At 65.2% G+C, this 15172-nt stretch carries 12 protein-coding genes and 1 pseudogene; 4 read left to right on the top strand and 9 right to left on the bottom strand.

Annotation, left to right across the window (positions count from 1 at the left end; translation table 11 throughout):
* Positions 1 to 96: 96 nt before the first annotated feature.
* The 6 genes from IHE49_RS17095 to miaA form a co-directional block, all read right to left on the bottom strand.
* Entirely contained in the window at positions 97 to 1389 is a 1293-nt protein-coding gene (locus IHE49_RS17095; protein ID WP_192160195.1) for an adenylosuccinate synthase, read from the bottom strand.
* A 55-nt stretch (positions 1390 to 1444) separates the two neighbouring features.
* A complete protein-coding gene (gene hflC / locus IHE49_RS17090) occupies positions 1445 to 2317 on the bottom strand; it encodes a protease modulator HflC (protein ID WP_192160193.1) in 873 nt (290 codons plus the stop codon).
* Positions 2314 to 3396 (bottom strand): FtsH protease activity modulator HflK, encoded by a 1083-nt coding sequence (gene hflK, locus IHE49_RS17085; RefSeq protein WP_192160191.1) that lies wholly within the window; start codon positions 3394 to 3396, stop codon positions 2314 to 2316. The genes hflC and hflK overlap by 4 nt, the downstream gene beginning before the upstream one ends.
* A 159-nt stretch (positions 3397 to 3555) precedes the next feature.
* On the bottom strand, positions 3556 to 4932 hold the full coding sequence (gene hflX, locus IHE49_RS17080; RefSeq protein ID WP_192160189.1) for a ribosome rescue GTPase HflX: 1377 nt from the start codon (positions 4930 to 4932) through the stop codon (positions 3556 to 3558).
* A 72-nt stretch (positions 4933 to 5004) separates the two neighbouring features.
* Positions 5005 to 5283 (bottom strand): RNA chaperone Hfq, encoded by a 279-nt coding sequence (gene hfq / locus IHE49_RS17075; RefSeq protein ID WP_192160185.1) that lies wholly within the window; start codon positions 5281 to 5283, stop codon positions 5005 to 5007.
* A 141-nt stretch (positions 5284 to 5424) separates the two neighbouring features.
* A complete protein-coding gene (gene miaA, locus IHE49_RS17070) occupies positions 5425 to 6375 on the bottom strand; it encodes a tRNA (adenosine(37)-N6)-dimethylallyltransferase MiaA (RefSeq protein WP_192160179.1) in 951 nt (316 codons plus the stop codon).
* A 197-nt stretch (positions 6376 to 6572) separates the two neighbouring features.
* On the opposite strand from miaA, the gene IHE49_RS17065 reads away from it, so the two are divergent.
* Positions 6573 to 7292 carry a hypothetical protein gene (locus tag IHE49_RS17065; protein ID WP_192160177.1) on the top strand — a complete coding sequence of 240 codons (720 nt, stop codon included), beginning with the start codon at positions 6573 to 6575 and terminating at the stop codon, positions 7290 to 7292.
* Between the two features lie 81 nt (positions 7293 to 7373).
* Complete coding sequence (tdh, locus tag IHE49_RS17060; protein WP_192160175.1) at positions 7374 to 8408, top strand: L-threonine 3-dehydrogenase; 1035 nt, start codon at positions 7374 to 7376, stop codon at positions 8406 to 8408.
* Between the two features lie 57 nt (positions 8409 to 8465).
* Here tdh and IHE49_RS17055 read toward each other — a convergent pair whose 3' ends face one another.
* Positions 8466 to 9017, bottom strand: a complete 552-nt coding sequence (locus tag IHE49_RS17055; RefSeq protein WP_192160174.1) for a hypothetical protein — start codon at positions 9015 to 9017, stop codon at positions 8466 to 8468.
* Between the two features lie 219 nt (positions 9018 to 9236).
* Between IHE49_RS17055 and IHE49_RS17050 the strand changes: the two genes are divergently transcribed.
* A complete protein-coding gene (locus IHE49_RS17050; protein ID WP_192160173.1) occupies positions 9237 to 12851 on the top strand; it encodes a DUF748 domain-containing protein in 3615 nt (1204 codons plus the stop codon).
* 141 nt (positions 12852 to 12992) lie between these two features.
* Entirely contained in the window at positions 12993 to 14186 is a 1194-nt protein-coding gene (gene kbl / locus IHE49_RS17045; protein WP_192160172.1) for a glycine C-acetyltransferase, read from the top strand.
* 3 nt (positions 14187 to 14189) lie between these two features.
* On the opposite strand, the gene IHE49_RS17040 is transcribed toward kbl, so the two are convergent.
* Together IHE49_RS17040 and IHE49_RS18540 are read right to left on the bottom strand one after the other, a co-directional pair.
* Positions 14190 to 14939 (bottom strand): pseudouridine synthase, encoded by a 750-nt coding sequence (locus tag IHE49_RS17040; protein WP_192160171.1) that lies wholly within the window; start codon positions 14937 to 14939, stop codon positions 14190 to 14192.
* 143 nt (positions 14940 to 15082) lie between these two features.
* Positions 15083 to 15172, bottom strand: a pseudogene (locus IHE49_RS18540) (cell envelope biogenesis protein OmpA); the annotation flags it as partial.

Genomic DNA, 15172 nt, shown 5'->3' with positions numbered 1-15172 from the left:
AACCAAAATGGGGGCGCGTGGAGCCGATCCAAGCGAGTGTACCCAAGCAAAAGCCCCGCAAGGCGGGGCTTTTGCTTCACACCTTGCACGCATCGATCAAGCGAACGGATCGTCCAGCACGATGGTGTCGTCACGGTCGGCGCCGGTGGCGACGATGGAGAGCTTGCAGCCGGAAAGTTCCTCCACCGAACGCAGGTAGGCACGAGCGGCGGGCGGCAACTTGTCCCACTCGCGGATACCGGCGGTGGACTCTTCCCAACCCGGGAACTCCAGGTACACCGGCTTGCACTCATCCCAGCCATCCGCATCGAGCGGAGCCAGTTCGCGACGCTTGCCGCGGTATTCGTAAGCAATGCAGACCTTGATGGTTTCCAGGCCATCGAGCACGTCGAGCTTGGTGATGGCAAGGCCGTTGATGCCGTTGATCTTCACCGCTCGCTTGAGCGCGACGAGGTCGATCCAGCCACAGCGACGCGGACGGCCGGTGCTGGCGCCATATTCGTTGCCGACCTTGCGCAGGCGCTCGCCCATCTCGTCATGCAGCTCGGTCGGGAACGGGCCACCGCCCACGCGCGTGGCGTAGGCCTTGCAGATGCCCAGCACGTAGTCGATGTCGCCCGCGCCCACTCCGGTGCCGGCGAGTGCGCCGCCCACGGTGGTGTTGGACGAGGTGACGTAGGGATAGGTGCCGTGGTCGATGTCGAGCAGCGCGCCCTGCGCACCTTCGTACAGGATATGGCCACCTTCCTTGCGCACGTCGTGCAGGATGGTGGCGACGTCGTCGACCATCGGGCGGATGAATTCGCCATAGGCCAGCGCGTCGTCCAGCACGGTCTGGTAATCGACCGGCTCGGCCTTCAGCCACTGGGTGAGGATGAAGTTGTGGTACTCCACCGCCGCCTTGATCTTCTCCGGCAGTTCGTGCGGATACATCAGGTCGGCCACGCGCACGCTGCGGCGTGCCACCTTGTCTTCGTAGGCCGGGCCGATGCCGCGGCCGGTGGTACCGATGGCGCTCTTGCCTGCGGCGGCTTCGCGCGCCTTATCGACGGCAATGTGGTACGGCATGATCAGCGGGGTCGCCGGGCTGATCTTGAGGCGCGAGCGCACTTCCACGCCCTGCGCTTCCAGCTCCTCGATCTCTTGCTTGAGCGCCTGTGGCGACAGCACCACGCCATTGCCGATCAGGCACAGCGCGTCATCGCGCAGGATGCCCGACGGGATCAGGTGCAGCACGGTCTTCTTGCCCTTGATGACCAGGGTATGGCCAGCGTTGTGGCCGCCCTGAAAGCGCGCCACCGCGCCTACCCGTTCGGTCAACAGGTCGACGATCTTGCCCTTGCCTTCGTCGCCCCACTGCGCGCCGAGGATTACGACTGACTTGCCCATGGTGTTCTCACTCAATTTGCAAAGTTGAAATAGCTCGCCGATGGCCGCGATGGCGTCAATGCTTGGCCGCGTCGGGGTTGCCGAAGTAATGCAGGAATTCGGAATCGGGCTTCAGGATCAGCACGCTGTTGCCGTCCTTGAACGCCTTCGTATAGGCGGCGAGGCTGCGGTAGAACGCGAAGAATTCGGGATCCTGGTTGTACGACTGCGCATAAATCGCCGCGGCCTCGGCATCGCCTTCGCCACGCACCTTGGCGGCATCGCGCTCGGCGTCGGCGCGCAGCACCTTGCCCTGGCGATCGGCGTCGGCATTGATCTTCTCCGCCGCTTCCTGGCCGGTGTAGCGCAACTCGTTGGCGAGCTGCAGGCGTTCAGCCTTCATCCGCTTGTACACCGACTCACTCACTTCGTCCGGCAGGTCGATGCGCTTGATGCGCACGTCGACCACGGCAATGCCGAGGTTCTTGCGCGCCGAGGCATCGGTCTGCTGGCGCACGCGCTCAGTGATGTCCTTGCGGCCGCCGGAGATCAGCTCCTGCAAGGTGCGCGCGTTGAACTCGAAGCGCAGCGCATCCTTGACGACAGGGGTGAGTCGCTGCGTAGCCTGCAACTGGTCGCCACCGGTGGCGCGGTAGTAGAGCGCATTGTCGGCGATGCGCCACTTCACGTAGAAATCGACATTGACGCTTTTCTTCTCGGAAGTGAAATAGCGCTCCGGCTGCGCATCCAGCGACAGGATGCGCTTGTCGAAGTGCAGCACCTGCTGGATCACCGGCAGCTTGACGTGCAGGCCGGGCTGGTAGTCGGCGTGCACGATGCGGCCGAACTGCAGCAGCAACGCGCTCTGCCCTTCGTCGACCACGAACACGCTGTTGAAACCGAGCAACGCCAGCAGGGCGACGACGAGGATCGCAACGACGCTCTTCATGGCTGGGCTCCCTTGTCCGAGACGGCATCGCTGGCGGAGGCCGCCGCTGCGGGTGCCGCTACCGCGGCGGCCTTGCCGCCGTCGTCCGAAGCGGCGTGCGCACGATGGGTGGCCGGCAGGTTGATGATGTTGCGACCGCCGGAGCCATCGACCACCTTGGTGTTGTCGGCCGCCACCTCTTCCATCGTCTCCAGCCACAGGCGCTTGCGCGTCACTGCAGGTGCGGCCTTGTATTCCTTGAGCAGCAGGTCGAAACGCGCGGTATCGCCCTGCGCGCGTGCGATGCGCTCGGCCTTGTAGCCTTCGGCCTCCTGGGCGATGCGCGCCGCGTCGCCGCGCGCCACCGGCACCACCTTGTTGGCGTAGGCCAGCGCTGCGTTCTCGATGCTCTGCTTGTCTTCGCGTGCGTTGTTCACGTCATCAAAGGCATCTTTCACCTCGGCCGGCGGCGCCACGTTCTGGAAGCTCACCTCGGTGACGCGCAGGCCGCTGTTGTAGCCGTCCAGCGTCTTCTGCAGCGCCTGTTGCGCCTCGGTCACCAGGGTCGAACCATCGGCGGAGAGGACCTGGTCCATGTCGCTGCCGCCGACCACCGAGCGCACCGCAGCCTCGGCGGCCGCGCTCACGCTGCCGTCCGGGTCGCTCACCGAGAACAGGTACTTGTACGCATCGTCCACCTGGTACTGCACGGTGAAATCGATGGTGATGATGTTCTCGTCGCGGGTGAGCATGGAAACGCGGTCGTTGACCGAACGGATGCCCGTGGCCTCGACCTTGTCCACTGTCTCGACGGGACTGGGCAGCTTGAGGTGGAAGCCCGGCGGCAGCGTTCGCGAGTATTCGCCGAAACGCAGCACCACGCCGACCTGGCGCGCGTCGATGATGGTGTAGCTGCTCATCAGCAGGAACACTGCGGCAATCACGACGATCGCGATGAGGATGCCGCCGGGGCCGCGACCCAGCTTGCCGAAATGCTTGCCGAAGTTCTTCAGCCACCGGTTCGGCGAAAGGCCGGCATCGTTGGGACGCTGCCGGTTCCAAGGGTCGCGTTGCCCGCCGCCGGGTTCATTCCAAGCCATTGTCAGTCTCCTGGGGGGCGCTTGGGAGGCCGGCAAGCTGCACCGGAACGCATCGTGGGTAAAGGAAATCGCATGAGGCGTAAAGGGATTGCCGTCGATGTGGCGACCAGACTTTTTCGGTCGCACAAACGGCTGGCATTCTAGCAGAGCCGCGCGAAATCAGGATGTCGCGCTACCCAGCAAGCCGCGCAGCAGCTCGTTTTCCGCCGTGCTGCCACCGTTGAGCGGCGCGATCACGCTGCGTGGGGCGTCGATGCGCAGACACCAGCCATGCTCGTCCACCTGTTCGCCGGCGATCGCGCCGATGGCCTTGAGCCGCGCGTGCAGCCGCCCTGCCGTCAGCGGCAGGCGCAACTCGGACTGCACCCGTTCGCCACCGAGCAGCTCGCCCAGCGCCTGGCGCAACAGTTCGATGCCTGCGCCAGTGGCGGCAGACAGCCATACAGCCTGCGGCTTGCCGGAAGCATCGCGATCGATGCGGGGCTCCATGGCCTTCTCGCGGGCCATCGCATCCGAAGCCGCCCCTTCCTGAGGAGTGGCGGTACTGGCACCGTCGTCCCCTCCCATCAAATCGATCTTGTTGAAGACGCGCAACTGCGGCACCTCGCCCGCGCCGATTTCCTCCAGCACCTGGTCGACCACGCGACGCAGCGCTTCGCGCTCCTCGTCGGCGGCGTCACTGACGTGCAGCAACAGATCGGCATCGCGCGCCTCGGCCAAGGTGCCGCGGAACGCGGCGACCAGGTCATGCGGCAATTCGCGGACAAAGCCTACGGTGTCGGCGATCACTGCCGGGCCACAGGTCAGCTCGTCAAGCCGGCGCACGGTGGGATCGAGTGTGGCGAACAACTGGTCGGCGGCATACACCCCGCCAGCGGTGAGCGCGTTGAAGAGGGTGGACTTGCCGGCGTTGGTGTAGCCCACCAGCGCCACCCGCGGCACCGTGTTGCGCAAACGCGCGCGGCGCTGCTGGCCGCGCTGGGTCTGCACTTTTTCGAGGCGCTTGGTGAGCTGCTTCACCCGTTCGGCGAGCAGGCGACGGTCGGTTTCCAACTGGGTCTCGCCGGGACCGCGGTTGCCGATCGCACCGCCGCGCTGGGCATCCAGATGCGTCCAGCCGCGCACCAGCCGGGTGGCAACGTGTTTGAGCTGGGCCAGCTCGACCTCCAGCTTGCCCTCGTGCGAGCGCGCACGCTGGGCAAAGATGTCGAGGATCAGGCCGGCACGGTCGACCACGCGCGCACTGAGATGTTTTTCGAGGTTGCGCTCCTGCACCGGGCTGAGCAGGTGGTCGACCAGCACGAGGTCGGCACCCAGCGCGCGCACCATCTCGGCCACTTCGTCGGCCTTGCCGCTGCCGACGTAGAAACGCGGATTGGGCGCTTCGACACGCGCGGAGACACTGCCCAGTACCTCGGCGCCGGCCGACCTGGCCAGTTCCGCGAACTCGTCCGCGCGGCGTTCGGCATCGCCGCCGCCACGCGCGTGCGGCAGCACGAGTACGGCGCGTTCGCCTTTCTTCTGACGATCAAACACGTGGGATGGTGGCCTTTGCGATTGGGCGGAGTCGGGACGACCCCACCTTCATATGGGCCAGCCGGCCGTCAATCAAGCATCCGTGGCGTCGCCCGCGGGAGCGGCATCGACATGCGCCTCGTGGCCTTCATGGCCGGTGCCGATGCGCACATTGCGGCTGGGCACCACGGTGGAGATGGCATGCTTGTACACCATCTGGCTGACCTGGTTGCGCAGCAGCACCACGAACTGGTCGAAGGACTCGACGGTGCCCTGCAGCTTGATGCCGTTCACCAGATAAATGGCCACCGGCACGCGCTCGCGACGCAAGGCGTTGAGAAAAGGATCCTGCAGCGATTGTCCCTTGGACATTTCTTGTTCTCCCCTAAGCGGCACCCGAACCGGGGAAAAAACGCCAAAGGCGCCCCGGTTCAACGGAATCGATGTTAACCGGGTTCAAGGGCTTGAAGGAAGGGGGTTTTCCGGGTCGCGGCGCACGGAATGGCCACCGCTTCAGTGCGCTGTCCCGAGAAACAGGCGCGCCGCTTCGGTAGCCTGCACGAGTGGCGGCGCAAGCTCCGGATCGAACACGCGCGCATCCAGCTCGGAGCGCAGCCAGGTGATCTGCCGCTTGGCCAACTGGCGGGTGGCGAAGATGGCGCGATCGCGGAAGTCGACGGCATTGCCTTGGCCGGCCAGATATTCCCAGCCCTGCCGGTAGCCCACCGCACGGATCGCGGGCAGGTCGGCATGCAGGTCGCCGCGTTCGCGCAGAACGCGCACCTCGTCGAGAAAGCCGTCGGCAAGCATGGCATCGAAGCGCCGCGCGATGCGCGCATGCAGCGGCCGACGATCCGTCGGCAACAGTGCCAGCTTGAGTACGCGCCAGGGAAACACCTCGCCGTGACCGCCACGCTGCAATTCGGACAACGGCCGTCCGCTCAACTCGATCACTTCAAGAGCGCGCTGCAGACGCTGGGCATCGTTGGGGCCGATGCGCGCTGCGGCGGCAGGATCGAGCCGCTCCAGTCGCGCATGCATGGCCGGCCAACCGATACGCGCGGCTTCGTCCGTCAAGCGCGCACGGATCACCGGATCGGCTTCGGGCAATTCGGAAAGTCCGTGCTGCAAGGCCCGGAAATACAGCCCGGTGCCCCCCACCAACAGCGGCACCCTGCCCCGTGCCGTGATTTCGCGCATGACCGCCAGCGCGTCGTCGCGAAATTCCGCCGCCGAATAAGGCTGGGCCGGATCGCGGATGTCGATCAGGGCATGCGGATAACGCGCCAGCGTGGCCGCATCCGGCTTGGCCGCACCGATGTCGAGGCCGCGATACACCAGCGCCGAATCCACGCTGACCAGCCCCAGCGGAAAGCGATCCGCCAGCTCACAGGCAAGCGCGGTCTTGCCAGAGGCCGTAGGGCCCATCAGGAAGACCGCGAGGGGACGTGCGTCGAGGCTCATGCGTGGCGATGCGGCAAAAGATGCGCAAGCGTAGCCGAACGCACCTGCGCAAAACTTCATCAATGCGAGGCAAGTGTCTGTCGCAGCAGCGCGAACCGGAGTTGTCCACATACTTGTCCCGCGCGTATCCACATCCGCTGTGGATAGAACCGCAGCTCGCAGGTAATCGGCATATCGACTCGCGCGTTTGCCTCTGCATGCCCAAGCCCAATGCCCTCACATCCGCACTCCTCGCCGTTGCCCTGCTTGCCGCAAGCACCTGGGCCATCTCGCAGCAGGCCACCGCGTTGCCCGACTTCAATGGCCTGTGGCGCCTCAGCGACCAGGGCAGCGACGGCCCGGACCAGGTCACTGCCATGCTGCGCAGCGAATTGCGGCGCGAACAATCGCCTACCGTGGCGCCGGCCAGCGCATCGTCCAGCGCCAGCACATCCCAGCCGAGCAGCCACGGGGGCCATGGTGGCGGCCGTGGAGGCATGGGCGGCGGCGGCATGGGCGGCGGCCACATGGGTGGTGGCCACGGTCGCGGCGGCAACAAGACGGACAGCACGTCATCGAGCAATTCGTCCGACGATGCCGACCTGCTCAAGCTGCCGCCCACGCTGGCCAACGACTCCGTGCTGATCGTCCAGCAGGATGCCAATGCTCTGCAGGCACGGCTGGAGAATGGCGAACAATTGGCCATGCCGCTGAACGGCCATGATCAGCACACGCTCGACGGCAATGCGATCGCCCACCGGCTGGACGCCGGCCAAGACCTGCAGTTCACCCTGCAATTCAACGACGGCAGTCATCTCGACGAAATCTGGTCGCGTTCCGCCGACGGCCACACGCTGCAAGTCACCGAACAATGGCAACCCGGCTTCCTGCAGCGGCCGGTGGTGTTCCATCGCAACTACGTGCGCGTCGACCAGTAACCGGCCTGTGGGCGGCGATGCCGGCCATGGATTTATAATCGTGGTCTTCCCCGCCCGTTCGGGCCAGCCATTGGATTCCCCATGCCGCAGACGATGAAAGCCCTGGTCAAGCGCCACGCCGAGAAAGGCATCTGGATGGAAGAGGTGCCGGTGCCCGAGGTCGGCCCCAACGAAGTGCTGATCAAGCTGGAAAAAACCGCGATCTGCGGCACCGACCTGCACATCTACAAATGGGATGAGTGGAGCCAGCGCGTCATCAAGCCCGGCCTCACCATCGGTCACGAGTTCGTCGGCCGCATCGTGGAAATCGGTCCCGGCGTCACCGGCTACAAGGTGGGCGACCGTGTCTCGGCCGAGGGACACATCGTGTGCGGCCACTGCCGCAACTGCCGCGCAGGCCGCCAGCACTTGTGCCCGAACACCATCGGCATCGGCGTGAACCGCAACGGCGCGTTCGCCGAATACATGACTATGCCGGCCTCAAACCTGTGGCCGATCCCGGACCAGATCCCGTCCGAGCTGGCCGCGTTCTTCGACCCCTACGGCAACGCCGCGCACTGCGCGCTGGAATTCGACCTGATCGGCGAGGACGTGCTGATCACCGGCGCCGGCCCGATCGGCATCATCGCCGCCGGCATCGCCAAGCACGTGGGCGCGCGCAACGTGGTGGTCACCGACGTCAACGACTACCGCCTGAAGCTGGCAGCGGACATGGGCGCCACCCGCGTGGTGAACGTGGCCAACACCTCGCTGAAGGACGTGATGAAGGATCTGCACATGGAAGGCTTCGACGTGGGCCTGGAAATGAGCGGCAACCCGCGCGCCTTCAACGACATGCTCGACTGCATGTACCACGGCGGCAAAGTCGCCCTGCTCGGCATCCTGCCCAAGGGCGCCGGCATCGATTGGGACAGGGTGATCTTCAAGGGCCTCACCCTGCAGGGCATCTACGGCCGCAGGATGTATGAGACCTGGTACAAGATGACCCAGATGGTGCTCACCGGCTTCCCGCTGCAGAAGGTGCTGACCCACCAGATCCACATTGACGATTTCCAGAAGGGCTTCGACTTGATGGATGCCGGCACCTGCGGCAAGGTCGTTTGTTCCTGGAACTGATGCATTGACGCAAGCGAAACGGGCCGGCTCCTGAAGCCGGCCCGTTTTTCATGGTTGTCATTTGGCGGAAGGTGTCCCGGTCGCCGTCGACGGAATTCCCGCCGTGAGCTTGAACGTGCACCAGGCGCCAGCACCGCCGACGCCAGCGGTCATGTTGCCCGTCACCTTCTCGCACGGACCGTTGATGCGGTCGCCGCGCATTTTCCAGTAGCCGCGCATGACCGGGCCGACGGAGGCCAAGGTGAAATAGACGCTGGAGCTGCCGTCGGCCCGCGGCTCCGCGTGCAAGGTCACATCCATGTAAACCTGCGCCGTGACACGCTTGCCGTTGACGCGTGCGGGTGACCTGGTCCAGTCCTGCACGCTGCTCCAGAGCAACCGGTTCACCTGCGTGGGCAGGCGCTGCGCATGCTGGATGTCGCGAACCTGCCCCTTGTTGGTCACGATCACCAGCAGGGGAATATTCGTGACCGCGCCGGACTGCGCCTGGGTGGCGCCACTGGCTGCCGATTGGGGAAGGCTTGCCGGCGAAGCATCGTGGGCGGCGACACTCGCTCCGAACAACATCGACACGGCAAGACCAAGCAATACACCATTTGCACGTTTCATGGCTTCGCTCCTGCAAATGCCGCGTTGTCGTGGCTATCCGGACTTCTACTCCCGGGGATTGAAGCGGTCAATTGGTGCATGTCCTTGCGTTTGGCGTGGGTTTCCACTCCCTGCAACAGACCATGCAGGCCGCAGCGAAGCGCGAAGGAGGTGGGCCACGCCGCCGATTTTCCTTTCACGTAAACTTTCACGGTCGACGCGCAACGGGATACCGCGATCATGAACGATCCTCGCCCAGCAGCTTCCCCTCTGGCGATGGCGCGCGACCGCGCCGAGCGGCTGTATCGCTCGCGGCGCACGCGCAAGACCGCACTGGTGATTGGCATCGTGCTGGTCGTGTTCGGCCTGCTCGGTTTCCTGGTCGCGCCGCCGATCATCAAGAGCCAGCTGCAGACCCGGCTCACCGCCCTGCTCGACCGCCCGGTCAGTGTGGACGCGGTGCACCTGGATCCGTTCACCCTGCGGCTGGAACTGGACAAGCTGCACATCGGCGACCGCGACGGTCATTCGCCGTTCGTGGACATCGACCGCGCCGTGGTCAATGCCTCGTGGACTTCGCTGTTCCGCCTGGCGCCGATCCTCGACGAACTCTCGCTGCAGCATCCGCAGCTGCACATCGCGCGTACCGCGCCGCAGCAGTTCAACTTCTCCGACCTGATCGCCAAGTTCTCCGGCGGGCCGCCGAAGCCGGACAACCAACCCGCGCGCTTCGCGCTGTCCAACATCAGCGTGACCGACGGCGACATCACGTTCGCCGACGCGGTGTCCAACGCCACGCACCGCATCGACCACCTGCAGGTCGGCATCCCTTTCATCGCCAACCTGCCGCGCGACACCGACGTGTTCGTGCAGCCGCTGCTGGCTATGAACGTGGACGGCAGCCCGCTGCGCATCGCCGGCCAGACCAAGCCGTTCGCGGACAGCCTCGAGTCGGACATCAATTTCTCGCTGGATCACCTCGACCTGCCGCGCTACCTCGGCTACGTGCCGGCGAAGCTGCCGGTGGCGATACCCAGCGGCCAGTTGTCCGGCAAGCTCGATCTGCAGTTCGTGCAGGCAAAGTCCGGCCCGCAGATTCGTCTTGGCGGCCAATTGCAACTCGACGACTTCGCACTGGCCACGCCCGACAACGCACCGCTGCTTGAACTGGCCCACGCCGACGCCGCGCTGGCCGACGTGGAGCCCCTGTTGTCGCGCTACCGTCTCGGCGCCATGTTGCTCAATGGCCTCAGCCTGCACTACACCCGCACGGCCGGCGGCCACAGCAATTTCGATGCGCTGACCGGCGGCGACTCCGCGAAGCCCGCTGCACCGGCCAAGGCCGCCACGCCTGCCACCGAAGTGGGCATCGCCGCGCTGACCCTGCAAGGCGGCCGTTTCGAATACACCGACGCCAGCGGTCACAAGCCCGCCACGCTGGCGCTGGAAAACATCCACGGCACGCTGCGCGGCCTGTCCACGATCGCCGCACCACCGGCTGCGCTCGATATCGCCACCACGCTGAACGGCGGCAACCTCGCGTTGAGCGGCAAGCTCGACGTGGCGAACAGCCGCTACGACGGCAAGCTGGGCCTGAAAGGAGTGGGCCTGCCGCCGTTGTTGCCGCTGGCGCCACCGATGCTCAATGCCGAACTGGCCAAGGGCACGCTGGCTGCGGATGGCCGGTTGCTCGCGGACTGGGGCAAGAATTTCAACCTCACGCTGCGAACCACCACTGCAACGATCAACGACCTCGCCCTGCAGCAGGGCAAGCGCACGCCGCTCGCATGGCAATCGCTGGAAGCCGGCATCACGCAGCTCGATCTCGCCAGCAGCACAGCGCAACTCGATCACGTAACCCTGCACGGCCTGCAGGTCGAGGCGCGGCGCCTGCAGAACGGCAACATCGACCTGACCGACCTGATGAAGTCCGAGCCGACGCATGGCTCGCACAAACCATCGCCACCCTCGCCCAGCTGGCACTGGAGCATCGCCCACGTCGGCATCGACGGCACGCTGGCGCTCACTGATCCGCGCATTGCCGGCAAGAACAACCGCACCGCGCTCAAGCTGGCACACGCCAACTTCGATGATCTTTCCAGCGACATGCGCAAGCCGTTGAAGCTGGCACTGGAAGGTGGCATCGGCCGCGGCAGCCTGCGCGTGGACGGCACGCTGCGCCCGCAACCGCTGGATGCCAACCTGCGCGTACGCACCACGCGGCTAGACATCGCCCCGCTGCAATCGCTGGCCACGGTGCCGCTCAACGTGACACTCACCAGCGCCACGCTCAGCGCGGATGGTCGCTTGCGTTACCGCGACCACCAGCCACAGGCGCTGATGGACTGGCGCGGCGGCGTCACACTGGGCAACGTGCGCGTGCAGGACAAGCTCACCGGCGACGACTTCCTGCGCTGGAACTCCTTGGACGCCAGCGGCCTGACGGTGCACATGGGCGAAGACGTGCCGCATGTGTCGGTAGCCGGTCTGGCATTGGACGATTTCTATGCCCGCGTCATCATCAATACGAATGGCCGCACCAATATGCAGGACGTGGTAGCCAACCCGGCCGCCGCTCCCGTCTCGGTGACCCAGACACGGCAGAACCCCGCGGCACCCGCGGCGAAACCACAGGTTGCCGCTACCACAGCCTCGCCTCCCCCCGCCGGCACCGCCGCGGCACCCGCCGCCGACATCCAGATCGGCGGCATCACGCTGGCACGCGGCCACCTCAACTACACCGACAACTTCATCAAGCCGAACTACACGGCCAACATCACCGACCTAGCCGGCAAGGTTGGCGCGTTCGGCACTGCGGGCGGCCCGCCCGCCGACATGGACCTGCAGGGCCAGCTCGACGATAACGCGCCGGTAAACATCACCGGCACGATCAACCCGCTGGCACCGACGGCATCCCTCGACGTGAAGGGCAAGGCCGATGGCGTGGAGCTCACCCACCTGTCGCCGTACTCGGGCAAGTACACCGGCTATCCGATCACCAAGGGCCGGCTGACGATGGACGTGCACTACCAGCTCGACAACGGCAAGCTCAACGCCGACAACCATATCTTCATTACCCAGCTCACCTTCGGCGACGCCATCCAGGGCCCCAGCATCAGCCACCTGCCGGTGAAGCTGGCGGTGGCGCTGCTGAAGGATGCCGACGGCAACATCGACGTGGACGTGCCGGTATCCGGCTCGCTGGACGACCCGCAGTTCAGCGTGGGCGGACTGATCTGGCATGCCTTCGTCAACCTGATCGGCCGTGCGGTGACCTCCCCGTTCCGGCTGATCGCCTCGGCCATGGGTGGCGGCGGCAAGCAGCAGGATCTGGGCTATGTGGAATTCGCCCCCGGCTCGGCCGTGCTGGACGCCAAGGCGCAGGAAAAGCTGGACCAGATTGTGAAGATCCTCCAGCAGAAAACCGCTCTGAAGCTGGACGTCACTGGCCGTGTCGATCCGAAGTTCGACGAAAGCGGCCTGCGCAAGGTGATGGTGGACGACCTGGTGCAACAGGAGGCTGGCGAAGGCGCCGACCTTGCCAAGCTCACACCGGACCAGTACGACAAATACCTGAAGAAGGCCTACAAGCACGCCAAGTTCCCCAAGCCGCGCGACGCCATCGGCCTCACCAAATCGCAGCCCTCGGACGTGATGCGCAAGTTGCTGGAAACCAACATGCCGGTGGACGAAGACGCGCTGCGCCACCTTGCCGAACGCAGGGCCGATGCGGTGCGCGCCGCGTTGCGCGGCAAGCTCGCCGACAATCGCGTGTTCGTGCTGGCGCCAAAGGTCGATGCCAAGGGCATCGATGACGCGGGCAAGACCACGCGCGTCGACTTCGGCCTGCACTGAAAACGAGAGGCCTCCGTCACGGGGAAAATCGCCGGATGTGGTCTCTGCATCACATCCGCATCGGCCACGCGTACGGCCGCCATGGATGGCGCTCGCAAAAAGGCCGACAATAGGCGCTTTCCCCATGAGCGGAACTCCACCATGAGCTACCCCGGCCAAGCGCGCTACGCCAGCGAACTGAAATCCATCCGCGAGCAGGGCCTGTTCAAGGCCGAGCGCGTGATCGTCTCGCCGCAGTCCGCGGAAATCGAGCTGGAAGGCGGCCGCAAGGTGCTGAATTTCTGCGCCAACAATTACCTCGGCCTGGCCGACCATCCCGACGTGATCCAGGCCGCGAAGGATGCATTGGACACGCACGGCTTCGGTATGGCCAGCGTGCGCTTCATCTGCGGCACGCAGGACCTGCACAAGCAATTGGAAAGGCAGATCGCCGGCTTCTTCGGTACCGAGGACACCATCCTCTACGCCGCCTGCTTCGACGCCAACGGCGGCCTGTACGAGCCGCTGCTGGGCGAGGAAGACGCGGTGATCTCCGACGCGCTCAACCACGCCTCGATCATCGACGGCATCCGCCTGTGCAAGGCCAAGCGCTTCCGCTATGCCAACAGCGACATGGCCGACCTGGAGAAGCAGTTGCAGGCCGCCGACGCAGCCGGTGCGCGCACCAAGCTGATCTCCACCGACGGCGCATTCTCGATGGACGGCTTCATCGCCAAGCTTGACCAGATCACCGCGCTGGCCGCGAAGTACAACGCCTTGGTACACATCGACGAATGCCACTGCACCGGCTTTCTCGGCGAAACCGGCCGTGGCTCGGCCGAAGTCAACGGCGTGATGGACAAGATCGACCTCTTCACCGGCACGCTGGGCAAGGCGCTGGGCGGTGCACTGGGCGGCTTCACTACCGGCCGCGCCGAAATGATCGAGATGCTGCGCCAACGCTCGCGGCCGTACCTGTTCTCCAACTCGCTGCCGCCGCATGTGGTGGCCGCGGCGATCAAGGTATTCGACATGCTTGCCTCCGCGGGGGATCTGCGCGCCAAGGTGCAGGAAAACACCCGCTACTTCCGCGAGCAGATGACCAAGACCGGCTTCGACATCAAGCCTGGCGTGCATCCCATCGTGCCCGTGATGATCTACGACGCACCCAAGGCACAGGCGATGGCCACAGCCCTGCTAGACGAAGGCATCTACGTCACTGGCTTCTTTTACCCAGTGGTGCCCCAAGGGCAGGCCCGCATACGCACGCAGATGAGCGCGGCGCATACGCGCGAACACCTGGATCGCGCCATCGCGGCATTCACCAAGGTGGGTAAACAGCTTGGCGTGATCTGATGCTCAACGCGTCTTGAGTGCCACCACTTCGGCGGCACTCAAGTGGCGCCATTGCCCCTTGGCAAGCTCGCCAAGCTGCAGGGGCCCGATGGCAACGCGCACCAACCGCAGCACCTCGAAGCCCAGCGCCGCCAGCAGGCGGCGGATGTGCCGATTGCGGCCTTCGTCCAACAGCACTTCCAGCCAGGCGTTCTTCTCGCCCGCACGCAGCAACGCGACCCTGCGCGCCTTGAGCAAATCCGCACCATCGCGAACACCGGCAAGCATCGCCGCAAGGGTATCGGCATCCGGCTGCCCCGCCACTTGCACGTGGTAGGTCTTGTCGAGATGCGTACTCGGTTCGGTGATGCCGGCCGCCCATACGCTGTCATTGCTGAGCAGCAGCAGGCCTTCGCTGGCCCTGTCCAGCCGGCCGACCGGCCCGCACCATGGCAAACCGGCGTCACGCAACAGGTCATATACGGTATCGCGACCGCGTTCGTCCGCTGCGCTCACCACGATGCCGCGCGGCTTGTTGAGGGCGAGATAGACGCGCTGGGTCGCCACCACGGTTACGCCATCCAGACTGATCTTCTGCCGGCCAGCATCTACCGGATGCTCGGGATCGTGCACCAGGTGGCCATCCACGCCAACACGCCCTGCCCGCACCGCCACCTCGGCCTGGCTGCGCGAACACACACCCAGCTTGCTCAGTGCGCGGGCAACACCGTGTCGTTTGCCGCCTGGCGGTTCGGATTGTCGTACACGAGTCATCGGCAAGCTCAAATGGCGTCGGAACACCCCATTGCAATCATCCATGATCACGAGAACCAAACGGGCGGTCATCCGTGGCCGCAGTACCCACAAAAAAAGCCCGGCATGCGCCGGGCTTTTTCGTGACACTGCAACAAGTCCGATTACTGCTGGACCTGCAATTCCACACGACGGTTCTGCGCACGGCCCGCATCGGTGGCGTTGTCGCCGATCGGGTTGTCTTCGCCGTGACC

Origin of the sequence: Rhodanobacter sp. 7MK24, assembly GCF_014842995.1 — a bacterium.
Classification (GTDB): Bacteria; Pseudomonadota; Gammaproteobacteria; order Xanthomonadales; family Rhodanobacteraceae; genus Rhodanobacter_A.
Note: the sequence above shows the minus strand (reverse complement) of the source record. Positions and strands in the feature narration are given on the sequence as shown.

Excerpts from the sequence above, each read along its gene's own strand:
- hfq (WP_192160185.1), bottom strand. The coding sequence starts at position 5,283 with ATGTCCAAGGGACAATCGCTGCAGGATCCTTTTCTCAACGCCTTGCGT.
- IHE49_RS17055 (WP_192160174.1), bottom strand. The coding sequence starts at position 9,017 with ATGAAACGTGCAAATGGTGTATTGCTTGGTCTTGCCGTGTCGATGTTG.
- hflK (WP_192160191.1), bottom strand. The coding sequence starts at position 3,396 with ATGGCTTGGAATGAACCCGGCGGCGGGCAACGCGACCCTTGGAACCGG.
- IHE49_RS17050 (WP_192160173.1), top strand. The coding sequence starts at position 9,237 with ATGAACGATCCTCGCCCAGCAGCTTCCCCTCTGGCGATGGCGCGCGAC.
- IHE49_RS17040 (WP_192160171.1), bottom strand. The coding sequence starts at position 14,939 with ATGACTCGTGTACGACAATCCGAACCGCCAGGCGGCAAACGACACGGT.
- tdh (WP_192160175.1), top strand. The coding sequence starts at position 7,374 with ATGCCGCAGACGATGAAAGCCCTGGTCAAGCGCCACGCCGAGAAAGGC.
- IHE49_RS17095 (WP_192160195.1), bottom strand. The coding sequence starts at position 1,389 with ATGGGCAAGTCAGTCGTAATCCTCGGCGCGCAGTGGGGCGACGAAGGC.
- hflC (WP_192160193.1), bottom strand. The coding sequence starts at position 2,317 with ATGAAGAGCGTCGTTGCGATCCTCGTCGTCGCCCTGCTGGCGTTGCTC.
- IHE49_RS17065 (WP_192160177.1), top strand. The coding sequence starts at position 6,573 with ATGCCCAAGCCCAATGCCCTCACATCCGCACTCCTCGCCGTTGCCCTG.
- kbl (WP_192160172.1), top strand. The coding sequence starts at position 12,993 with ATGAGCTACCCCGGCCAAGCGCGCTACGCCAGCGAACTGAAATCCATC.
- miaA (WP_192160179.1), bottom strand. The coding sequence starts at position 6,375 with ATGAGCCTCGACGCACGTCCCCTCGCGGTCTTCCTGATGGGCCCTACG.